Origin of the sequence: Streptosporangium sp. NBC_01810, assembly GCF_035917355.1 — a bacterium.
Lineage (GTDB): Bacteria > Actinomycetota > Actinomycetes > Streptosporangiales > Streptosporangiaceae > Streptosporangium.
On sequence record NZ_CP109070.1, the window covers coordinates 4,948,703 to 4,971,054 of the forward strand.

Consider the following 22,352-nt stretch of genomic DNA (forward strand, 5'->3'; position numbering starts at 1 on the left):
GACGTTCAGGAGCCGTGGACGCCGCCCGCGATGTCCATCAGGTGGGCGAGGACCTTGCCGCCGGAGACCCGGACGCCGTCGTGCTCCCACTCGTTGGTCACCCAGGTCCGCACGTTGCCCACCGCGCGCGCGGTGCGCATGGACAGGCCCTCGTCGACGTACATGTCGTCGTAGTAGACGGCGGCGACCACCGGGACCCGGTTGGCGGCCAGCCGGACCGGGTCGTAGAGGGCCGGCCAGCCGGAGGCGGTGGCGAGGATCTCGGCGGCGCCCCTGAAGGGGCGGAGCGCGGCGATCTCGTCGAACATCCAGGGATAGATCATCTCCCCGGTGGGGAGCGTCGGCCCCGCGTCCTCGTGGAACTCCTCGGGCAGCAGCCGGTGCGCGGCCCAGCCGGTGGCTGCGCCCTGGGCGTAGATCGACTCGTGCAGGACCGCGTAGAGCGGGTTGCCGACGAAGCCGGTGGCCATCATGACCTCGTACCGGAACAGGTCGGAGAGCCTGTCGCCGGTCCAGGCCTCCTCCAGCAACCAGTGCAGGTACTCGGCGCCGTCGCTCATGCCCAGGCACATGCCGAGGGTCTGCAGGCGGCGTACGGTCAGCAGGTCGCCGTCGGGGAGCGAGACCTCGCGCAGCCGCAGGTGGGCGGCTATCTCGTCCAGGCGGCCCGAGTCGTTCGGATAGCGGGCGAAGTAGCGGCGCGCCTTGCCCCGGACGCGCGGGTAGGTGCGGGAGTAGACGTCGTCGGCGGTGGCGTCGAGCCCGGCCAGACCACCGGTCACGTAGCAGGTCGCCAGGCCCTCGGGGGCCAGCGAGAGGTAGGTCAGCGTGATGAAGCCGCCGTAGCTCTGGCCGAGGGTCTCCCAGGGCCGGTCGCCGGCCAGCTCGCGCCGGATCAGCTCGGCGTCGGCCACGATCGAGTCGGCCCTGAAGTGCCCGAGGCGGGCGGCGAGCTCGGCGTCCGTGCCGCACGCCGTCTTCGCGGTGATGGGTGTGCTGCGGCCGGTCCCCCGCTGGTCGAGCAGCAGGACGCGGTGGGTTTTCAGCGCCTGCCCCAGCCACCCGTCCGCGGCGGCCGGGCGCGGCGACTTGCCGCCGGGACCGCCCTGCAGGAAGAGCAGCCACGGCAGGTCCTCCCGCTGCCTGGCCGGGTCCACCGCCTCCCGGGCGAAGACCTCGATCGTCTCGCCGCCGGGGTCGGCGTGGTCGAGCGGAACGGTGAACACGTGGTCGGTGAGCGCCACACCGGGCAGAAGGACAGTCACCCCCGGAAAACTACCGGACCTCGCGCCATGGTCCTCGTCCCTCGTGAGGAACGGCGGCCAGCCCGGGACATGGGCTCACGATCGCCTCCGCCGCCCGCGCGTGCAGGCGGCCGAGTTTCCCCCACAGGTCTTCAACCATCTGTTTGTCACCGGACACGTCTGCAGGGGGCGGCACGACGTACTTCCGGGGGTTCAGGTTGTAGTCCTGACCGCGAACGTTCCCGAGCGATACCGACATGGCCAAGGCCGAGTCCAGCTCTTCACCTCGCCGCCAACGGGCGACGACGGCGCCCATCTCATGGATCTCCTCGGCGCCGAGTTCCCGATGGGTACGGGTGACCATCCGTCCCATATCCGAGGCGTCGATGAAAAGAAGCTCCTTGCGAAACTCGTTCGGAGGCGTCAGCAGCCAGATGGTGACGGCGATGCCCGTCGACGGGCCGCCGCCGCGACGAGCAGTCCGCCCGTTCCGCAGGCCGGGTCGTAGATCGCTCGTGGCAGGTCCGGCGACAGGACCTCGACCAGTGCGCGCGCCACGGATTCCGGTGTGTGGAACTCTCCGCCCTTGCGGCCTTCCAGCACGGCGAACTGTTCCAGCAGCTGGTGGAAGACCACCGCGCCCTCCTGAGCGTCGATCGCCCGATCGATGACGTCCACGATGTCGGCAAGCCCGTGACCGGACTGGTGCGGCATCCCGAAGCCGGACCGGTCGAACCTCCAGGAGTCCGGCAGGATCGCCTGGAGCTGTGCGGCCAGGCGCGACAGGGCATACGGGCCGTGCTCCTCCCGGAGACCACGTGTCACGGCAGCCCAGCTGTCGCTCTCACGCGCGCGCAGGTAGACCAGGCTGAGCACGAGATCCCGATAAGAGGCCGCGTCAACGGCGCCGCGCAGCCTCAGGAGCTTTTCCCACAGGGCGTTCTTCTCGCTGGAAGGACGGGGAGAAGCACTGGGAAGAACGGGGGGCGGGCACCGATTTCTCCTCACCGGATCGCATCACCAGGTTCCGATGAAAACGGCCACCGTACGTGGAACCGATCCGTTCCCCTGTCATGAGCGCGTTGCTCGCGATCCTGCGGCGATCGAGCCATGCGCCGATGGCCGACACCTCGAAAAGCTCCTCACCTTCGATCGACCTGGGCGTCGGGAAATCGCGGTGCCGACGTTCCCAGTTGGTCACGGCCGGACGTCGCACCTCTGCGAGCCGTGCGATATCGGACCGAGACACGTAACCATCAGGCCTGCTCATCACCATGGTCCTCTTTTACTCTCCGGGCGAGCACCTCCGGCACCCGATCGAACCGCCGCAACCACGGTGCGACCTCAGGCTCCAGGTAACCCAGAAGGCGGTAGATCTTCGCGTGGTCGGCCACCAGGTGTCGATGATGGATGGGCTCGTGGTGCATGATCCTGTTGCGGAACAGCACCATCGCCTGGAGTTGGTCGCGCAGCTCGTCACGACGACCCGAATAGTGCGGGAAAGCCCTGTGCAACGCCGGAACCCAGAAGTGCCGGTCATAGGCTTGGCTCAGGAGCGATACCCAGAAGCCGAACGACAGCTCGGCGAGCACGTCATCTGCGGTGAAAGGGCCGCGGTTCTTGCGACGCAGATCGTCCTGGGCTTTGGCGATCTTCCCGGCGTCGTGCTTCCGCAGTGGTGCCGTCTCCCACCAGTCGGCCCGGCCGTACTTAGCACGGAGCTGATCGTGTTCCGCATTGCGCAGGCCCACCTCCAGACAGTGCAGAGGGCCGTAAAAGGCCTCCGACACCTCAACATTCCAGCGATACAGTTGCCAGGCTCGCGTGACATTCCGTCCGGAAGCGTCGAGGTAAGGCGCGAATCGCGGTGTGGAGAACACCCGCTGGAACCATTCAGGCAACTCGGAAGTCACGACCGCTCTCTCTGGGGGATCGACTGTTAGGGACCGGTACCAACGGGTAGAGTGAACGCGTACGCCCCGGGCCCGCCTCTGCTTCGCATGCCGCCCGGGGCGCGGCTTTTTGCACGCCGACCCCGGATCATCACATCCCCGGACCGGCTTCATGTCCCGAAGATCTCTTCGCGTGGACGACGATGTACGTGGGGAAAAGCGCGGCGAGGGCGGTGGAGTGGTTGGGGGCCGCTCACCGGCAACGCATCGTGCGGGGTGGAAGATCAAAAACGCGGCGAGGGCGGCGGAGTCGCTCGGGACCGCTCACCGGCAACGCATCGTGCGGGGTGGTGGCGGGCGTTGGCCGGGTGTGGGTGACCGGGGGCGGGCCGGTGGAGCTCCGGGAGGGGGCAAAGCGGGTCATGGCGGGCGTGGAGGCGGGGCCGTGGCGGTGACGATCGGGGATTTTCCATGATCTGGATGAGTTGGCACGCTGGGGGCGTGCGGATTCACCCAGATCAAGGAAAGCGCCACTCCCGCCCCCTCGGATGGGCCGCCTTTCGTGGTGGAAGGCCCGATTCGTCCCCGCACCCGGCCGAGGGAGACCCCTGACCGGACGCCCCGCGGACCTTCGTACCCCGCACGGCGAGAGCCTCGCACGAGGCGGCGGCGAGGAGCGGCCCGAATTCTTCCGCACCGCGGCGGACCCGTACCGATGGGCGGTCTGGGGCCACTCCACGGTCCTCGGCGCGCTTTTGACCTTCCACCCCGCACGACACGACACCAACGAGCGGTCCTGAAGCACTCCACCACCCTCGCCGCGCTTTTCCCCACGGACGACGCCGCGCTTTTCCACCGTGACCGGCTCACCGGATTCGGATGCTCGTACACCGTGTCCGTGGACGCGACCTCGGCGCGATCCTCTGCCCGGCCAACTGGCGGCAGTCGACCGGCGAGCTCTCCTTCGTCCTTTCGGACCTCGCTCCGAAGGTCGTCGTCTGGGAGGAGTCCGAGGTCGCCGCCCCGCTGAGCGGCGAGGGCTGGATCCTGGCGGGAGCGGACTATTAGGCGTTCCTGGCCGCAGGGTCCCCGGATACCTTGCCCGGCGGGTTCGTCGGCGACGTCGGCGACGACGCCGACGACGCCGACGACGCCGACGACGCCGACGACACGGCACCGGTGCTCGCGCTCTACACCGCCGCCTTCGACGGCCGCCCCAACGCGGCGCTGCTTAGCAGCGCCGCCCTGATCGCGCACAGCACCTCGCTGCTGGTGGTGCGGCAGATGGAGCCGGGCTTCACCTTCCTGAACAGCGGCCCGCTCTTCCACGTGGGCACGATGATGTTCTGCCTGGCCACGCTGCAGATCGGCGGGACGAACGTCTTCACTCCGGCTTTCGACGCCGGCGAGGTCTGCCGCCTCGTCGACGCGGAGAAGGTCACCCAGGCGTTCCTGTTCGGACAGATGATCGACGCGGTGGCGAAGGCCAACGAGGACGGCGGGTACGACCTGACGTCGCTCCACTTCGTCTCCCACCCGGCCGAATGGGACGCCATGACGAGCGTGGACGACTCCCCCTGGTGCCGGTCGAAGATGGGCGGCTACGGGCAGACGGAGGTGGCCGGGATGCTGACCTTCCTCGGGCTCGCCCCGGGCGCCACGAGGTTCGCCGGACGGCCGTCGCCGCTGGTCCAGGTGCGCATCCTCTCCCCTGACGGCGAGGAGGTGCCCACGGGAGAGGTGGGCGAGATCTGCGCCCGCGGCAAGTCTCTTTTTTCTGGATATTTCAACAAACCTGAACTCAACGAGGCGAAGACGCGCGGGGGCTGGCACCACACCGGTGACCTCGGCCGCCGCGAGGCCGACGGCACGATCACCTTCATCGGCCCCAGGCTCCGCATGATCAAGTCCGGCAACGAGAACATCTATCCGGCCGAGGTCGAGCGGGTGCTGAAGACCCATCCCGCCGTCGCCGACGCCGCGGTCATCGGCGTCCCCGACGAGCGGTGGCGGCAGGCGGTGAAGGCCGTCGTGGTCCTCGGGGACGGAGCCACGGCCTCCGCCGAGGAGATCGTCGAGCACGTGCGGGGCGGACTCGCCTCGTACAAGAAGCCGCGGCATGTGGACTTCGTCTCGTCGACGGCCTGCACAACCGGATCTTCCTCGACCCGATTCTCAACGGCCGCTACCCCGCCGACATGCTTGAGCACATGGCCCGCTTCACCACTCTGGAGCACATCGCCGACGGCGACGAGAAGCTGATCGGCGCCGGAGGCCGGTCAGGCGTGCGCGGGCCCGGCCGCCGGCGCCGGGGTCGCGACCCGGCCCGCGGGACGCACCGCGTGGCTGCGCAGCAGGAAGTCCTCGACGACCAGGGTGGCCGCGCCCAGGGCGACCGCCTCGGGGCCGAGCCTGCCCAGCTCGATCGACGCCTGCGAGAAGGGCAGGGGCAGGGCGTACCTGGCGGCGGCGGCGCGGATCTCGCTGAGGAACTCCCGCCCGAGCAGGGACCCGGCCCAGCCGCCAAGGATGACACGCTCGGGGTTGACCAGGTTGATGAGGTTGGCCAGCCCCGCCCCGAGACAGCGGACGGCCTCCTCGAACGCGGGCCTGGCCAGCGGGTCGGCGAGAAGCGCGGCGAAGACGCCCTCCTCGTCGTCGTCCCCCAGGCCCCTTCCCGCGCCGGCGAGGATCGCCTCGGCGCCGACGTACGCCTCCAGGCAGCCCCGGCTGCCGCAGCGGCAGGGGCGCCCGTCGAGGACGATCTTCGTGTGGCCCCACTCCCCCGCGCCGTTCGCCGTTCCCCGGTAGGTGACGCCGCCGGTGATGACGCTCGCCCCGGCGCCGGTGCCGATGAAGGTCATGACCAGGTGCTGGGCGCCCTTGCCCGCCCCGAACCAGAGCTCGGCCTGGCCGGTGGTCTTGACCCCGTTGTCGGCGAAGACCGGGATCGAGGTGCCCTCGCGCAGCAGCGCGCCCAGCGGTACGCCGTCCCAGCCGAACGCGCGGGCGTGGATGAGCAGGTCGGGCCCCTGCTCGGCGACACCTGGGACGCCCAGCCCCATGCCGAGCACCTCGGACTCGTCCGCCCCCGCCTCCGACAGGACCGCCTCCAGCCCGTCGAGGATGTGACGGGCCACCACGGCGGGCTCGTGGCGGCTCGGGTCGAGGGCGAACTCCTTCCTCGCCCGCTCCTTCATCGCCAGGTCGTACAGCTCGACGCGGACGTGTGTCTCCCCGACCCCCATCCCGACCACGTATCCGTACGAGGGATCGACCCTGAGCATGATCCGCGGCCGCCCGCCGTCGGAGTCGACGGAACCGGTCTCGACCACGATGCCGTCCGCGACGAGGTCGCCGATCACGTTGCTGACCGTCGCGGCACTGAGACCGGTCGTCTGGGCCAGGTCGTGCCTGCTCAGCTCGTTGGCGAAATACAACGTCCACAGGACCACGGACCGGTTGCCCTTCCGCACGTCACGGAGGGTCCCCCGCTGTGGACGGCTCATGCTTCTCCCCCGGGGAAGTAATTTCAAATGTTAGTACAACTATTATTCTAGCCACTCACGGCCAATGCTCATCGAGCGCACTCCCGCCCGTTGCAGAGCTCCTCCCCCGCCCACATGTGGCAGAGCGCGTCCACATGAGTCGTGGTGCCGTGGTGGGTGACCATCAGGGCGTCGTCGGCCATCCGCAGCCCGGCCCCGATCGGGCGGGTGCCGGCCGCGTAGTCGTCGCCGTCCACGGACATGAAGTGCTGCGGCAGCGGGCGGCCCCGCAGGTGCGGGACCGTCGTGGGGGCGGGCGAGGATGTGGCCCCCCTGATCGGCATGGCCAGGCTGATCACCTGGCCGGTGACGGCACGGCAGGCGGCCCCGAGACGGTCCACAGCGGCGGGCTCGTCCACGTCCGCCACGACGATCCTGGCCCCGAGCGCGGCGAGCGCACCCAGATCGACGGGCATGCGACCTCTACTAACCCGAGCGCTTGCTTGATTACCTTTCGGAGGTTAACACACGGCCGCATCGACTACCGAGCGCGATTCATTCATAAAAGTTGACCAACCGTGACAACCAACCCCATGGGTGAGACCGTCGAACAAGTCGACGGCACTCGGAAGGGGACTGGATGGTTCCGGGATACCGCGAGATTCGGGAACTCGGCGTCGGCGGAGGCGGGCGCGTGGTGCTGGCCACGTACGCCGCCACCGGTGCCTACGTGGCCATCAAATACCTCAACGCGACACTCAAGGACGATTACCGCTTCCTGGCGCGCTTCCGTGCGGAGGCGCGCGTCATGGTGGAGTTGCAGGACCCGAACGTGGTCCAGCTGTACGAGTACTACGAGGACGTGCTCGAAGCCGCGATCGTGATGGAGCTGGTCGACGGGGTCGCGCTCAGGCGGATCCTGGCCGAGCACGGCAGCACGAGCCCGGAGGCCGCGCTGACCGTGCTCAAGGGCTCGCTGCTGGGCCTGGCCTTCGCGCACGCGGCCGGGGTCGTGCACCGCGACTACAAGCCGGAGAACGTGCTGATCCAGGCCGACGGCGGCAGCAAGCTGGCGGACTTCGGCATCGCCGCCCACGTCGGGGAGACCGGCATCACCGCCGGCACCCCCGCCTACATGGCTCCCGAGCAGTGGGAGGGGGCGTCGGCGAGCACCGCGACCGACGTCTACGCGGCCACGTGCGTGTTCTTCGAGTGCCTCACCGGACACAGGCCGTACCAGGCGGATCACCGCGCGGCGCTGATGCACGGGCACCTGACCGCGCCGATCCCGGTGGCGGAGGTGCCCAGCTCGGTCCGCGCTCTGGTCGTCCGGGGCATGGCCAAGGACCCGCATGACCGGCCGGAGAACGCGCGGGCGTTCCTGGAGGAGCTGGAGGCCGCGGCGCTGTCGGCGTACGGGCCGGAGTGGGAGCAGCGCGGGCGGCGGCACCTGGCCGAGCTCGCCACGCTGCTGGCGCTGGCGTTCCCGCTGGCCAAACCCGCGCCGAGGGCGAGTTCCTCGGTGGCCCAGACCGTGCTCGGCCGGATGGGGAGGGTGCGCCGGGTGCGCCGTCCCCGGCTGGGCCCCAGGACGCTGGCCGGACTCGGGGTGGTCACCGTCGCGATGACCGCCGGTGTGATCGCGGCCAACCGGCCGCACGACCGGCTCTCCGCCGACACGATCTTCACCCCGCCACCCAGCTCAGCAATCATCGAGGGGACACCGGCGCGACGGAGCCAGGTGCCGGAGCCGCCGGAGCCGTCCGTCGGGCCGAGCCTCTCGCGAGGCGCCGCCGTCGGGCGGCCCGTGCCGCCCTCGGAGGACACGGACTCCGTTCCTGTCACGTTCCCCTCACCGGTCCCGAGCCGGACCGCGACCCCCGCGCCGACCGGCTCGCGGCCTCAGCGCCCGAGCCCCACACCCCCCACCCCGACGCCCACACCGAAGCCCACCTCGACGCCCACCTCGACGCCCACGCCAAAGCCCACACCAACCCCCACACCGAAGCCGCCGACGCCCACCCCCACACGCCCTCCGACACCCACGCCGATCTTGACGGGGACGCCACCGGAGCCCGCGCACACGGTCAGCGGCCTGAGGGTCGTGGGAATCGACTCGAACGGGACCACTGTCGCCTTCCGCGCCTCCACCCCGGCGGACGTCGTGGTGACCGTCATGTTCGCCGAGGGTCCGACGCGCGACCGGCTCGTCCAGGCGCCCCCGCAGACCTCGGTGCTCGACGGGTCCTCGGCCTACTCACACACCGTCCCGCACACCTTCGCGGCCCCCGCCTGCGGGCAGACCCTCTATCGCCGGGTCACGGTCGCGACCTCGCCCCGCTCCTCCGTCGGGACCTCCAGCCGCACCCAGGAGGTCCACGGCGAGCCGTGCTCACCGCCCTCGGTCTCCATCACCGCCTTCGACGGCACCACCGTCGGCTTCCTGGTGAGGACCTCGGGCACCTCGCCGGTGACCGTGCGACTCGGGTTCGCCCAGAAGCTCGACGGCGCGGTGACCAGCGGCACGCGGGAGCTGGAACTGTCCGGCGCCACCGAGTACGCGCGGGAGGTGAGGGGAGAGTTCGCCGAGCCGCCCCGGTGCGGGGAGCACGTCACGCGGCTGGTGACGATCAGTACGGTCCCCTCGGGCGACATGCCCTCCCGGACGGTCCGGATCGACCTGCCCTCCTGTGCTCCCGAGCAGGACCCGGACCAGGGCCCGGCCCCGGAGAGGCCGCGGAACTCCGAACGGCCCACCGTGGACGAACCCGGCCCCGAGCGAACCGGTGTGGACGGCATCTTGTGAGGTAACCAAGCGTGCGCCAGCTTGGCGATCGATGACCGGTGACACGCTCGCCTACTGGGACGCCGGCTACTGATCCATAGCCCTCTCGCCGCCGACGGCCGGCGCCCACCCGCCCACCCGGCCACGGTCCCGATTACGACCCCGGTCCCGGTCCCGGTCATGGTCATGGTCATGGTCACGGCCCCGGTCACGGCGCGTACGGGGGCGAAACCGTCTGCGCATAGTGTGGGTGGTGTCGGCCGGACTCGAACCTTAGGCGGTCCGCCTGCCGAAGCCGGCGTGAGGCGTTGATGGATGAGGTGGCACCGGCCACCCCGAAACGGTGGCAGACACCGGGGCTGCCACTCGAGGTGACCAGTTTCGTAGGACGTCGGCATGAGATGGCCGAGGTCAGGCGCCTGCTGTCCAAGGCCCGTGTGGTGACCCTCACCGGCCCCGGCGGTGTCGGCAAGACCCGGCTGGCCCTGCGCGTCGCGGCCGATGTCCAGCGCGCCTTCCCCGACGGGGTGTGGCTGGTCGAGCTCGCCGGACTGAAGGATCCCGAGCTGCTCGGCGCGTCGGTGAACGAGGCCCTGGCGATCAGGGATACCTCTCGCCGACCCCTGATGGAGGTGCTCGTCGACCACCTCCGGGACAAGCGGGCGCTGCTGATCCTCGACAACTGCGAGCACCTCCTGCGGGGCTGCGCCGTGCTGGCGGAGATCCTGGTGCGCTCGGCCCCCTCCCTGCGGATCCTCACCACCAGCCGGCAGGCGCTGGGCATCGCCGCCGAGCAGACGCTGGCCGTGCCGACGCTGCCGCTGCCGCCACCGGTACCGGACTCCGACCGTCCGAGACTGCCTGCGGAGCCCGCCACGCAGTCCGAGGCGGTGCGGCTGTTCGCCGAGCGGGCCGCCGCCGTCATACCGGATTTCACGGTCACCGACGCCAACCGGTCCGCCGTGGAGCAGATCTGCCGCCGGCTGGACGGCATTCCGCTCGCGATCGAGCTGGCGACCGCGCGGTTGCGCGCGCTCTCCCCCGAAGAGCTGCTGGCCAGGCTGGACGACCGGTTCCGGCTGCTCACCGGCGGTTCACCCGCGACGCTGCCCCGCCAGCAGACGCTGCGCGCGCTGATCGACTGGAGCTATGCCCTCTGCACGGAGAAGGAGCAACTGCTGTGGGCGCGCGTCTCGGTGTTCGCCGACGGTCTGGACCTTGAGGCGGCCGAGGCGGTCTGCTCGGGGGCGGGCATCGATCGCGAGGAGGCGATCGACCTGGTGATCGGGCTGGTGGACAAGTCCATCCTGATCAAGGAGAATCCCCCCGCCACCCCCTCGGTCACCCGCTACCGGCTGCTGGAGACGATCCGGCAGTACGGCCGGGAGCGGCTGGCGGCCCTGGGACAGGAGACCAGACTCCGGCGGCTGCACCGCGACCACTACCGGCGGTTGTCGGCGAAGGCGTACGCGCAGCGGTTCGGCCCGTCCCAGGTGGCCTGGTTCGGCAGGTTGGATCTCGAACACGCCAACCTGCGCACCGCGCTGGAGTACTGCTTCACCGACCCTGAAGAGACCTCCGCCGCCCTCGGCATGGCCACCGACCTGCTCTACCACTGGATCACCAGCCACTATCTCAGCGAGGGACGACACTGGCTGGACCGAAGCCTGCTCGCCGTCACCGGGCCCGACGAGATCCGGGGCCGTGCGCTCTGGTCCAACAGCTGGCTGGCCATCATCCAGGCCGATGTCGTCTCCGCCACGGCGATGCTGGAGGAGGCCAGGGCGCTGGGGAACCTGCCGGGGCACGAGCCGGTCCTGGCCTACGTCACGCTCTACTCGGGGATGATCGCCATGTTCCGGGGAGACGTCGAAGCCGCGATCGAGCTCTACCGGGAGGCGGCTGCGCGCCACCTCGCCGACGACGATCCGACGGGCCTGGCCCTGACGCTCATCCGGCTCTGCCTCGCCCACTCCTTCCTGGGTGACTGGGCGAGTTCCATCTCCGCGGGCGAGGAGTGCCTCACGCTCTGTGACGCCCACGGGGAGAGCTGGCACAGGGCGTACGCGATGATGGCGCTCGGTGTCGGGGTCTGGGCCCAGGGCGACGCCCGGCGCGCGACCGAACTGGAGAAGGAGAGCCTGAGGTTCAACCGCTCGCTCGACGATCTGCTGGGCGTCGGCGTCAATCTGGAGGTGCTGGCCTGGATCACCGCCGCGGAGGGGAACCATCGGCGGGCGGCCGTACTGCTGGGAATCCTGGAGACGATCTGGCAGGCGGTCGGGGCACCGATGTCCGGGTTCGGGCACCTGATGTATTACCACGACGAGTGCGAGGCCCGTACGCGCGAGGCTCTCGGAAAAACCGCCTTCGACGCGGCCGCCAGGCGGGGCGCGAAGCTGCCTGGCGAGGAGGCACTGGCCTTCGCCCTCGACGAGGGCACTCGCTCCGGCGGGCCCCCGGACAGGGCCGCGCCGTCGCCGTCCCCGCTGACCCGCAGAGAGACCGAGATCGCCCAGCTCGTCGCCCAGGGGCTGAGCAACAAGGAGATCGCGACTTCGCTGACGATCGCCCAGCGCACCGCAGAGGGTCACATCGAGCACATCATGACCAAGCTGGGCTTCCACTCGCGGGCCCAGATCGCCGTCTGGATCGGCGAGCGCAACCGGGACGTGAACGGGAACCGCGCATCCGGCACCTGACGGGAAAGAGGAACGCCGGAGCCGACGAGTGCGGCGATCTCGTCGGCTCCGGCGTATGGCGGAAGGCGAGTCGGGGGGACTCGGCATCCGGCCTTCGGAGGTGGTGTGTGGGTTCAGCCCCCGGCGGGGGCGGGTGTGACCGGCGCGTGTGGCGGGCCCATGGTCAGCACCCGGCGGCGACGTGCGCGGGGAGCTCGAACCAGACGGCCTTGCCTTCGGAGGTACGGTCGCTACCCCAGCAGCAGGACAGCAGGTCGAGCAGGTGCAGCCCGCGTCCCCGCTCGTCGTCCTCATGCGCCCGGTGCACGCGGATCTGTGAGGGGTCCGCGTCCGCGTCCTCGACCTCGCAGCGCAGCAGGCCCTCCTCGAAGGAGAGGGCGAGCCTGATCGTCCCTCGCGAGTGGCGCAGCGCGTTGGTGACCAGCTCGCTGACGAGCAGCTCGGCGACCGTGCTGTGCTCCTCGTGCAGCCCCCAGTCCGCCAGGCAGGCGCGGGTCACCCGGCGCGCCCGGGGCACGGATGACGACTCGGGCGTGAAGGAGAACGACGTCTCCTGGAAGTCCGGCTCCCCGAGGAGGGCGGTCATGGGCGGGTTCGGCTCACGCACGGGACCGTTGCCCGCGGCGATCGGCCACGACTGGGCAACCTGCCCGCCCGGCGTGCTCGATCCCTTGCCCTTGCCGGCGGGAACCCGAACCGAACTCATGCCGCCTGCCTCCACGAAACACGGTGGGCGGGCATGCTGTGGACGGGAGTGCTACGCCCGTCCGGCAGGAGCGCTCCGGTGTCCTCGAAGACCACGACGCCGTTGCAGAGCAGACCCCACCCCTGCTCGGGGTGGAAGGCCACGAGGGACGCGGCTTCATGATCGGGGGCGCTTGCGAGAGGGCATCGCGGCTGGTGCTGACACATGGCTCGTACCTTTAATCCTTCATCGGTTGCAGTTGAGCCTTCGATGTGACCAGCCTCTCCCAGAGCCGATACCGGCATATCGGGATAAATACCCATATCCATACCTATTTCGCCGATGGTAAAGAGGTCGGCCCCCAGGGATGAAGATGGTCAACAAGATCGACCCGCGCGGTGACAGCGGCCCTGGCTCCGGTTGCGGCCGTCCAGTAGATCTTTTCGCTAAATGCTCTACTCGCGAAGGATCACACAGAAGCCCATGACGTCGTCTTTTATCTAGGTATATGACGCCAAGTGACTTTGCGTGCACTTTAGACTGTTGTGACCTATCCTTGGGGCCGGGTAACCTCCCTCGTCACGGAAGACAACCGGCCAGTGGTGCCGCCGCACGCGTCCTACCCGTCCCCGGGAGGCTCGCGTGAACGCGCCATCGCCCTACCCCGTCTCCCGGTGGCCAGGTCGCAAGGCGGAGCGACCATCCCCGCATGGCCGCCGGGGGTCCCCTGAAACCTCATATGACCCCTGAGATGCAGAAGTTCGTCGAGCTGCTGGAGAGCCAGCTCGGATACTCCGAGAAGAGCGGCGGCTACACCAAGTTCGGCGACTGGTACGGCAGGACCGTCGAGTTCGACGCCGACTACACCGCCGCCCCCTGGTGCGACATGTACCTTTCGTGGGCTGCCGGCAAGCTGGGCTACGAGGAGTGGATCGGCCAGTTCGCCTACACCGTCTACCACGCCCGGTGGTTCCAGCAGCAGGATGCCTGGGGCGCCACTCCCAAGCCCGGGGCCATCGTCTTCTTCGACTGGAGCGGTTCGAAGAAGATCGACGGTATCGACCACGTGGGGATCGTCACCCGGGTCGAGGGGAACAGGATCCACACGATCGAGGGCAACATCGACGGCGGCGTCGCCAAGCGCAAGGAGCGCGACACCGGCAAGGTCGTCGGCTACGGGTATCCGGAGAAGATCAAGGCCCGGCTGGATCGGGAGGCCACCGAGAAGCAGCTGATTCTCGATCCCGCCACCGCGTGCGGGGGCAACCTGGTGGCGGTCGACCCCGGACCCAACCTGCTCGCCCTGGTCCCCGCCCCCATCCCGGCGAGAAAGACCCCGGCGTCCGCGGGACCCGGCAAGGCCAGGCAGGCACCCAAGCACGCCGCCGGGACAGCGGCGGGGAACGGCCGAGAGGCCCCGTCGGGAGACGACGGCGGAGCCACCCCGGCCCGTTCCGCCCGCCCCGCCCGTTCCACCATGCCCGCCCACTCGGCCGTCAGCCCGAGAACGGCAACCGTCCCTGCGCCCATCTCTGTCTCCGCCGCCCGCCCCGTGGCCCGGAACGGTCGGAACGGTCGGAACGGTCGGAACGGTCCCGCCGTACCGGCCGGTTCCCGCAGCTCACCCGTCGAACCAGGCGACGTCCTGGTCCACAGCGGCTACCGGGGACGCCGCCGCCGGGAAAAGGTGCCGGCCTAGGGATCTACCGAGGGATTCCTCCCCATAAATCATGACAAGTCGGCTAGAAATGGCCGCTCGACGAGGCTCGCCCCCCGCCCGCCGTACTCGATGGGTCAGGAGACCACCGACAGACTGTCGGCCGCGAGCAGGCGCTCCCACTCGCGGTGCGCCTCGAAGCCCTCCCGCGTGTCCATCGAGGACAGCGGGACCTCCGGGACGTGCCGGGCCAGCCAGTCCCGCACCTCGGCCCGGAATTCCCGCTCCGCGGGGGTGAAGTCCAGGTCCACTACACCAACCTAGCGCACGCTTGGGTAAGCGTACAGCGGGCCGTACGGCGAAAGGCCCGGAGCGGTAAGTTCACTCCGGGCTTCCACACCCGAGCGGTGCCCCTCGGGCGAGAGGCACCACTCGGGTGTTCACTGATTCCGCTCGGGCGAGGAGCGCCACTCGGGTGTTCACTGATTCCGCTCGGGCGAGCGCCGCCGGCGCTCCCCAGGGGTGCGGCTCCACCCGAGCGAGTGTGATCAGCGCTGCTCGGGCGGGCGCTTCCCCATGTTCCGGCGCAGTTGCTCCAGCTCCGCCTCCAGACCGGCGATCCGGGTGTTCGCCCCGGGCCCCGGAGCCCCCTGCTGGGGCTGAGGCGGGCCGTACGGCGACTGCGTGCGGACCGCCCGGGTCTCCGGCCCAGCCGGGAGCGGGTAGGGCTGCCGCTGCTGGTACTGCTGCTGTGGCGCCCCGTACGGCTGCCCCTGCTGGCCGTACTGTGGCTGGCCGTACTGTGGCTGGCTCCCCTGCAACTGCGCCGGGTAGCCGGGCTGCGCCCCGTAGGGAGCGGGCGGGAAGGAGGCAGGCCCCTTGGCGCGGCGCTTTCCCCTGGCGACCGCGACGATCGTGCCGATCACGAACGCGGCGACCAGGCCGCCGCCGCCCCAGAGCAGCCACGGCAGGATCGGGGTGCCGCTCTCGTCCTTGCCCGCGGTGATGGCCTGCTGGGAGTCGCTGATGTATTTGGCGACGTACGGGTGGTTCGGCTGCAGCGCCTGCACCTCGCGGAACCTGGGCAGCGCGTCGGAGTATCTGTTCTGGAAGAACAGGTCGAGCGCCTCGTTGTAGGCCTTCGTCGTCGACGACTCGGCCGGCTTGATGTTCTTCTCGTTCAGCTTCTCCTTGACGATGCTGACCGGCAGCACGAAGCTCTCACCCTCGGTGGAGCCGCCGTCCTGCTGGATCAGACCGCCGACCAGGATGCCGATGACCTTGCCGTCCTTGCTGAACACCGGACCGCCGGAGTTGCCCGGGTAGGAGGGTGCCTGGGTCTGGATGTACGGCACCCCCTCGGGGGTCTGGCGGCTGGCGTTGTAGGGGCCCTCGGTGAACGCCGGGTCGAGCTTGGACTCAAGGTTGAAGATCGAGGTCTGCGTCACGGTGCCGGGGAACCCGCTGATGTAAAGGGTGTCGCCGACACGCACGTCCGAGTCCTCGCCCAGCGGCACGGTCGGCAGGTTGCTCTGCCCGTTGGCCTTGAGGATCGCGACGTCCTTGCCCGGGTAGACCGTGCCCTTGGCGACCAGCTCGATCGGCACCGTCTTGGTGGTCTTGTCGACGCCGCCGCCCGGCAGGCTCTGCAGCAGCGAGAGCGAGCTCTGGACATTACGGATCTTGATGTTCTCCGCGTTCCAGATCTGGAAGATCTTCGCCGCGTTCCGGAGGATCTCCTCGTCGGAGGCGATGTCGCCGAGGCTGGCGACCAGGTCGGCGGCGTCCTTCTCATTGATCTTCGTGAGCGCCTGTGCCGCGAAGGTCTGGGCCAGCTCGGCGTCCTCCTGGCCGACGCAGTGCGCCGCGGTCACCATGTAACCGTCCGGCGTGACCCACCAGCCGGTGCACAGCCCGCCCGCCGTCGCCTCGACGACCCGTTCCTGCCCGCCGGGCGAGAAGTAGCGGCCCGGATTCTTGGCCATCTGCTGCACGACCCAGCGGTAGATGCTGTTCTCGTCAGAGGAGATCTTGCCGCTCTGTACGGCGTTGATCCCCTGCTGCGTCAGGGTCCTGATCGCCTCCAGGTTCGCCTCGGGCGTCGGCACGGCCACGTCCGCCGTGTAGGACACCGAGGTCAACTGGACGGACGGGTGCGTCCTGGCCGCCAGCCACGTCCCGACGGGGACATCGACCTCTTTGGGTTTGGCCATCGCTGTACCCGGCAGTGCCAGCGTGCTCGCCAGTACCAGGCCCGCGACGGCGCTGATTCTTCCCCACATCTGCGTACTCTCCCCAAAACTTGCTTCCCGAGGCGAGAGCATGACGGGGGACACTTGGGGAGGACTTGGAAGCGACTGGTAGGCCGCCGGGAACACCCGACGACCTGCCCGATCTTCCCGGCGATCAAGTGGCAGGACGGCCCGGCACCGGTACGCGATCAAGGTACGGGCGAGTATATGCCCACAACGCCGAGCGCCGAATCCGCGTGCGGCGCGCGCCCGGAGATCGCCCCGGGATCTCACCCGACGCCCGGCCCGCGCCCTTGATCCGCACCCCTGGCCCGCGCCCCTGGCCCGCGCCCCTGATCCGTGCCCCTGATCCGTGACGAGGTCGCGTAGGCGGCGGTGAGCCTGGCGCCGTCCACCTCGGTGCGGGGGCCGGTCCAGGTGACGCACGACCCCCCGGTCGCCGCTGCGGCTCAGCCGCGACCCGCGCCGACGAGTTCCCTGCTCGGCTCCTCGGGCTCCTCGGTCTCCTCGTCCTCCTCCTGGCCCTCGATGGAGAGGTTGGGCAGGAGACGGTCCAGCCAGGCGGGGCACCACCAGTTGAACCTGCCGAGCAGGACCATGGTCGCCGGGACCAGCAGGCCCCTGATGATCGTGGCGTCCACCGCGATGGCCACCGCCAGGCCGACACCGAAGATCTTTACCATCGGGTCGGGGTAGGCGATGAACGCGACGAAGACCGAGACCATGATCAGGGCGGCGGAGGTGATGACCCGGCCGGTCGATCCCAGCCCCTCGGCCACCGCCCTGCGGTTGTCACCGTGCCTCAGGTACGCCTGCCGCACCGCGGTGAGCAGGAAGACCTCGTAGTCCATCGACAGGCCGAACAGGATCGCGAACAGCATCAGCGGGATGTAGCTGTCGATCGGCACCGTGAAGAAGATCGTGCTCAGATAGGAGGCGTCCACGTTGACCGGCGGGTCCATGCCGACCAGACCACTGCCAAGGCCCAGGGAGAAGACCAGCGAGAGCGCGCCGAACGCGGCCCCGAGCGAGATCAGGTTCATCACCGCGGCCTTGATCGCGACGACCGGCGAACGGAACGCCAGAAGCAGCAGCAGTGCGCTCAGCAGGACCACGACGCCGACGACCAGCGGGGTACGTGCGGCGATCTTGGAGTTGGCGTCGGCCATGCCCGCGACCTCACCGCCCACGTGGACCTTGGCCCCCTCGATCTCGAGCGCGCGTACCGCCTTGACCACCTCCAGCGCCCGGGGGTCGCTGGGGGCGTAGTCGGGGATCGCCTGGACCAGGGCCGCCGTGCCGCGCTCGTTGAGAACCGGGTCGCCGACGTGGGCCACCCCTTCGACGTCCGCGACGCGCTCCTTCAGGTTCCGCAATATGGCCGGGGCGGGCTTCCGGTCGACGACCGGGGTCTCCAGATCCGCCACCACGACGAGCGGGCCGTTCATGCCGGGTCCGAACCCGGCCTGCAGCAGTTCGTAGGAGCGCCGCGCGTCGGTGCCGCGGTCGCCGTAGCCGTTGTCGAGCGTGCCCAGCTTGAGTCCCAGGGCGGGGGCGGTGAGCGCGCCCAGGAGCACAAGGCTGAGCGCGAGCACGCTCCATGGACGCCTGGCCACCCAGTTGCCCAGCGAGGCCCAGCCGGAGGAGCCGCGGCTGCCTCGGCGCCCCACGAACGGCAGGCGGAACGCGTTGACCCGATGTCCGAGCATGCCGAGCAGCGCGGGAACCAGCGTGACGGCGGTGAGCACCGCGCAGACCACCGAGATGCCGGTGATCCAGCCGAGCGTCTGCAGCATGGGGAAGTCGGCGAGCAGGAGCGCGCTGAGCGCGATGATCACCGTGCCGCCGGCGAACACCACCGCGCCGCCGGAGCCGGCGACCATCCGGCGGACCGCCTCGTGGACGGGCACGCCGTCGGCCAGCAGCTTGCGGTACCTGCTGAGCAGGAAGAGCGCGTAGTCGATGCCGACGCCGAGACCGATCATCGTCGCCAGGATCGGCGCCTGCTTGGGCACGTCCACCAGGTGGCCGAGCAGGCCGATCGTGCCGAGCCCGGTCGCGATACTGACCAGTGCGACGAAGATCGGAATCATCGCGGCGACCAGGGTGCCGAACGCGAACAGCAGGACCAGCAGCGCGCAGATCACTCCGATGATCTCGCTCGTCCCGGTCTTGATCTCTTTGTTCGCCGGGCTCGACGAGCCGGCGGGCACGACCTCCAGGCCCGCCGCCCGCGCGGGCTCGGCCGCCTCGACGAGGAGCTTGGCGGTCTCGACCGTCTTGGTGGTGTCGTGCCCCTCAAGCTTGACCGCGATGAAACCGACCTCCAGACTGGGCGCGAGCCCGCCCGTCCGGGAGGGAGGGGTCACCTCCACCACGTGCGGGACCTTGCGGATCTGCTCCGCGGCACGTTTCACCGCGCTCTTCCTCGGCTCGGTGATGAGGGAGCCGGCGGGAGAGTAAAGGACGAGCTGGACCGCACCACCCATTTTGTAACCGGGGCCGAAACCGTCCTGCAGCAGGTCCATCGCCCGCTGGGCGTCGGTGCCGGGGAGGCTGGTGTCGTTGGTGGCCGGTCCGGGGAACAGCACCGAGCCCGCCGTCAGCAGTGCCGCGACGACCACCCACAGTGCCAGCACCGCCCTGCCGTGCCGAGCGCACCAGCTCCCCAGCCGCCCCAGCAAACCAGACATTCGGTGACCGCCCTATTAAAATCTGAGGTGTGTTCGAAACACCGTACTGTACGGTCGTACAGACCCTACGGTATGAGAGTAGGCCCGCAAATTGGGAAATACTCTCACTAGCGTGGGAATGAGACGATGACCACACTTGAGCACGGACACGATACGCGCGATCGGATCCTCGACGCCGCCCGCCGGCTGTTCGCCGAACGCGGTTACGCGGCGACCTCACTGGCCGACATCGCCTCGGAGGTCGGCCTGACGAAGACCGCCGTCGCCTACCACTTCCACCCCAAGGACCGGCTGGCCACCGAACTGATCGCGCCCGCCGCCGAGGACGTCATAGCCCTGTTCGAGGGCGACTTCGACAGCGAGCGGGCCTTCGTCGAGGCCCTGGTGACCTTCGTGGTCAGGCACCGGGCGATCATCCGGTTGATCATGGAGGACATCAGCGGCGCCGACAACGCGCCCCCCGGCTCCCCCGGCGAGATCATCCGCGCCTTCCGCGACGAGATCTACCACCGTCTGGCCGGCCCCGACCCCGACCCCGCCCGCCGGGTCCGGGCCTGGGCCCTGCTGGGGTCGCTCCAGTACGCGGTGGTCAAGACGATCGACCTACCCCAGGAGGACGTCAGGAGGACCCTCCTGACCACCGCCCTGGCCTCCATCTGACCGCTTTCCCGCCCGCCCCCCATCAGCGCCACGCCCGAGTTCCCGGCACGCCCTTCCCCGCTTCCCTCGCGGGCGGCTCCCCTGGCCTCCGCCGGATCTCCTCGTCCCTTCCTGCCCTCCACGAGCACCACGCCCGAGTTCCCGGTCCGCCGCCGCACCGGATGCCCGAACGGGCCTGTCATCCCGAGGGAGCCGCCTCCCCGGGAACGGGATCCGGCGGGTCGGAAGGATCGGTAGGCGCGATGGTCTCGCCCGGCCCCTGGCTCGGCCCCGGCCCCGGCCCGCTCTGGCCCCCCACACCGACCGTGATCACGACCGTCGCCCCTGGCCGGGCGCAGGTGCCGGGCGCCACGCTCTGCGCCAGCACAACGCCGTCCTGAGCCTCGTTGGTGACCAGCCGCGCCCGTGTCCGTACGGCGAAACCCGCCCCGCCGAGCGTGTTCGAGGCATCGGCCGCGCTCTGGCCGGTGATCGACGGCACCGGAACGCCGTGCCTGGAGATGACGAGCGCCACCGCGCTGCCCGGCGAGACGCGGCTGCCCGCGCCCGGGGTGCTCGCCAGCACCCGCCCGGCCGGCTGGTCCGAGCAGCGCGTGCTCACCCCTCCGGCGACCAGCCCCGCCTGGGCAAGCGCCGCCCGGGCAGCACTCCTGGCGAGGCCGACCAGCTTGGGCACCTGGAACCCCGCGGAGACCTCCAGAGCGACCCTGCCCTTCTTCGGCAGCGTGGTCCCCGCCACCGGGCTGCTCGCGAGCACCTCCCCGACCGGCCGGTCGGAGTCGACCGCTCGGACGGTCCCGGTGGCCAGCCCGGCCTGTTTGATCAGACGCGCCGCTCCGGAACGATCCAGCCCGACGAGCGCCGGCACGACGGTCGTGGCCGCGGGTGGCGGCAGCGGGGAGGATCTGACGCCCTCCGCGCGCGGAGGTTTGGCCGGGGTCGTCGGCAGGGGGCTGACCGGCGGGCTCGTCCTGCTCGCCTGCGGCTCCGTCTCGACCTGGGGACTGGTCTCCACCACCGGAACAGCCGACGGCGGTGCCCCCGCACTTCCGGGGGCGACACCGCTCAGTGCCGGGACCAGCACCCCCACCAGCACGGCGGCGCTCACCAGCAGCGCCCCGGAGACCGCCACCGATGCCCTGGTGGCCGCCCGCCCCGGGTGAGTGCGGGGCTCGTCGAAGTCCTCGCCTTCGGTGAGGGACCCGCGCCCACCGGACCTCGCCCACCGGGCGGACCCGGACGTGCCCGACCTCCCCGCCAGGCCCGACACGCCAGAGGAACCTGCCGTACCCGAGGAATCGGAAGGACCGGACACACCGGATGGCCCCGAGACGTCAGGCTCGCCGGAGTCGGCCCGCAGGGCGAGACCGCCGGGTACCGGAGGGGTCCGGGAGTCGAGCACCGACCTGTGCCCGTCGTTGCCGAGCAGCGCGAGCATCAACTCCCGGCTGCTGGGGCGGTTACGGGGATTCTTGTCCAGGCAGTCGACCACCAGCGCGCCGAGCAGCCCGTCGAGACGACCCAGCTGCGGAGCGGCGGTGAGAATCCGGTTCAGGACCGCCGCGATCGAGTCCTGGCCGAAGGGCGCCTGGGCGTTGGCGGCGAAACATATCGTGGCGCCCCAGGCGAAGACGTCGGCCGCCGGGTTGATCTCGGCGCCCTCCACCTGCTCGGGCGCCATGTAGGCCGGGGTGCCCGCGCCGCGCCCACTCTGGGTGGCCGCCGCGTCCAGGGCCCTGGCCAGCCCGAAGTCGATGACCCTCGGCCCGTCGGGGCCGATCAGCACGTTCTGCGGCTTGAAGTCGCGGTGCACGATCCCGGCACGGTGGATGGCCGCGAGCGCGGTGGCCGTGCCGATGGCCAGGCGCTCCAACCTGCCTCCCTCGTAGGGCCCGCTGACCGCGACCTCGCGGTGGAGCGACGGGCCGTCGACGTACTCGCTGACGATGTAGGGCCGGTCGCCGTCCAGCCCGGCGTCGATCACCTGGGCCGTGCAGAACCGGGCCACCTGCTTGGCCAGCTCGACCTCGCGCAGGAAGACCTCCGGGTCCTCCCCCACCGAACCGTGCAGAAGCTTGACCGCGTAGGGCTCTGATCCGGTGTCGGGGCGCACCCCGACATAGACCACCCCCTGGCCTCCCTCTCCGAGACGCCCGATGATCTCGTACTCACCGAGCCCCGCCGGATCCCCCGTCTTGAGCGGCTGCGCATACGGCACGCGAGCCTCCCCTCGCCGCCACCCTTCTCACTCAAGAAGAAGCATCGCCGACAGTCAACGGGGAGGAAGGTCTTGT

General features: G+C 70.1%; 17 protein-coding genes and 1 pseudogene. 6 read left to right on the forward strand and 12 right to left on the reverse strand.

Annotated features, from left to right (window positions below):
• Positions 1 to 5 precede the first annotated feature (5 nt).
• The 4 genes from OIE13_RS21585 to OIE13_RS21600 all read right to left on the reverse strand — a co-directional run bounded on the left by OIE13_RS21585 (position 6) and on the right by OIE13_RS21600 (position 3,157).
• Complete coding sequence (locus tag OIE13_RS21585) at positions 6 to 1,265, reverse strand: alpha/beta fold hydrolase (protein WP_326636966.1); 1,260 nt, start codon at positions 1,263 to 1,265, stop codon at positions 6 to 8.
• Positions 1,266 to 1,275: 10 nt separating this feature from the next.
• Positions 1,276 to 1,740: an N-6 DNA methylase gene (locus tag OIE13_RS21590; protein ID WP_326830306.1), complete on the reverse strand. Its 465-nt coding sequence runs from the start codon at positions 1,738 to 1,740 to the stop codon at positions 1,276 to 1,278.
• Positions 1,668 to 2,120: an N-6 DNA methylase gene (locus OIE13_RS21595; RefSeq protein ID WP_326636963.1), complete on the reverse strand. Its 453-nt coding sequence runs from the start codon at positions 2,118 to 2,120 to the stop codon at positions 1,668 to 1,670. The genes OIE13_RS21590 and OIE13_RS21595 overlap by 73 nt, the downstream gene beginning before the upstream one ends.
• 380 nt (positions 2,121 to 2,500) lie before the next feature.
• Positions 2,501 to 3,157 (reverse strand): hypothetical protein, encoded by a 657-nt coding sequence (locus OIE13_RS21600; RefSeq protein WP_326636962.1) that lies wholly within the window; start codon positions 3,155 to 3,157, stop codon positions 2,501 to 2,503.
• An 858-nt stretch (positions 3,158 to 4,015) separates the two neighbouring features.
• On the opposite strand from OIE13_RS21600, the gene OIE13_RS21605 reads away from it, so the two are divergent.
• Positions 4,016 to 4,204, forward strand: coding sequence for a hypothetical protein (locus tag OIE13_RS21605; RefSeq protein ID WP_326636960.1), 189 nt, complete (start codon positions 4,016 to 4,018; stop codon positions 4,202 to 4,204).
• Between the two features lie 30 nt (positions 4,205 to 4,234).
• Positions 4,235 to 5,398, forward strand: coding sequence for an AMP-binding protein (locus OIE13_RS21610; RefSeq protein ID WP_326828624.1), 1,164 nt, complete (start codon positions 4,235 to 4,237; stop codon positions 5,396 to 5,398).
• Between the two features lie 17 nt (positions 5,399 to 5,415).
• On the opposite strand, the gene OIE13_RS21615 is transcribed toward OIE13_RS21610, so the two are convergent.
• Together OIE13_RS21615 and OIE13_RS21620 are read right to left on the reverse strand one after the other, a co-directional pair.
• Positions 5,416 to 6,645 carry an ROK family transcriptional regulator gene (locus tag OIE13_RS21615; RefSeq protein WP_326636956.1) on the reverse strand — a complete coding sequence of 410 codons (1,230 nt, stop codon included), beginning with the start codon at positions 6,643 to 6,645 and terminating at the stop codon, positions 5,416 to 5,418.
• A 71-nt stretch (positions 6,646 to 6,716) separates the two neighbouring features.
• A pseudogene (locus tag OIE13_RS21620) lies at positions 6,717 to 7,034 on the reverse strand (cyclase family protein); the annotation flags it as partial.
• A 230-nt stretch (positions 7,035 to 7,264) separates the two neighbouring features.
• Here OIE13_RS21620 and OIE13_RS21625 point away from each other — a divergent pair.
• Both OIE13_RS21625 and OIE13_RS21630 read left to right on the forward strand, forming a co-directional pair.
• On the forward strand, positions 7,265 to 9,430 hold the full coding sequence (locus OIE13_RS21625) for a serine/threonine-protein kinase (protein WP_326636954.1): 2,166 nt from the start codon (positions 7,265 to 7,267) through the stop codon (positions 9,428 to 9,430).
• Between the two features lie 380 nt (positions 9,431 to 9,810).
• A complete protein-coding gene (locus OIE13_RS21630; RefSeq protein ID WP_326636952.1) occupies positions 9,811 to 12,111 on the forward strand; it encodes an ATP-binding protein in 2,301 nt (766 codons plus the stop codon).
• Positions 12,112 to 12,274: 163 nt separating this feature from the next.
• On the opposite strand, the gene OIE13_RS21635 is transcribed toward OIE13_RS21630, so the two are convergent.
• Both OIE13_RS21635 and OIE13_RS21640 read right to left on the reverse strand, forming a co-directional pair.
• On the reverse strand, positions 12,275 to 12,817 hold the full coding sequence (locus OIE13_RS21635) for an ATP-binding protein (protein WP_326636950.1): 543 nt from the start codon (positions 12,815 to 12,817) through the stop codon (positions 12,275 to 12,277).
• Positions 12,814 to 13,023, reverse strand: coding sequence for a DUF5999 family protein (locus tag OIE13_RS21640; protein WP_326636948.1), 210 nt, complete (start codon positions 13,021 to 13,023; stop codon positions 12,814 to 12,816). The genes OIE13_RS21635 and OIE13_RS21640 overlap by 4 nt, the downstream gene beginning before the upstream one ends.
• A 524-nt stretch (positions 13,024 to 13,547) precedes the next feature.
• On the opposite strand from OIE13_RS21640, the gene OIE13_RS21645 reads away from it, so the two are divergent.
• The gene (locus OIE13_RS21645; RefSeq protein ID WP_326828625.1) at positions 13,548 to 14,495 is read left to right on the forward strand and encodes a CHAP domain-containing protein; all 948 of its coding nucleotides are present in this window, start codon (positions 13,548 to 13,550) and stop codon (positions 14,493 to 14,495) included.
• Between the two features lie 95 nt (positions 14,496 to 14,590).
• On the opposite strand, the gene OIE13_RS21650 is transcribed toward OIE13_RS21645, so the two are convergent.
• From OIE13_RS21650 to OIE13_RS21660, 3 genes are all read right to left on the reverse strand, one after another.
• Positions 14,591 to 14,764 (reverse strand): hypothetical protein, encoded by a 174-nt coding sequence (locus OIE13_RS21650; protein WP_442811527.1) that lies wholly within the window; start codon positions 14,762 to 14,764, stop codon positions 14,591 to 14,593.
• 237 nt (positions 14,765 to 15,001) lie between these two features.
• The gene (locus OIE13_RS21655) at positions 15,002 to 16,735 is read right to left on the reverse strand and encodes a serine protease (protein ID WP_326636944.1); all 1,734 of its coding nucleotides are present in this window, start codon (positions 16,733 to 16,735) and stop codon (positions 15,002 to 15,004) included.
• Between the two features lie 419 nt (positions 16,736 to 17,154).
• Entirely contained in the window at positions 17,155 to 19,398 is a 2,244-nt protein-coding gene (locus OIE13_RS21660) for an MMPL family transporter (RefSeq protein ID WP_326636943.1), read from the reverse strand.
• A gap of 126 nt (positions 19,399 to 19,524) precedes the next feature.
• On the opposite strand from OIE13_RS21660, the gene OIE13_RS21665 reads away from it, so the two are divergent.
• Positions 19,525 to 20,058, forward strand: coding sequence for a TetR/AcrR family transcriptional regulator (locus OIE13_RS21665; RefSeq protein ID WP_326636941.1), 534 nt, complete (start codon positions 19,525 to 19,527; stop codon positions 20,056 to 20,058).
• Positions 20,059 to 20,236: 178 nt separating this feature from the next.
• Here OIE13_RS21665 and OIE13_RS21670 read toward each other — a convergent pair whose 3' ends face one another.
• Complete coding sequence (locus OIE13_RS21670) at positions 20,237 to 22,276, reverse strand: protein kinase domain-containing protein (protein WP_326636939.1); 2,040 nt, start codon at positions 22,274 to 22,276, stop codon at positions 20,237 to 20,239.
• Between the last annotated feature and the right edge of the window lie 76 nt (positions 22,277 to 22,352).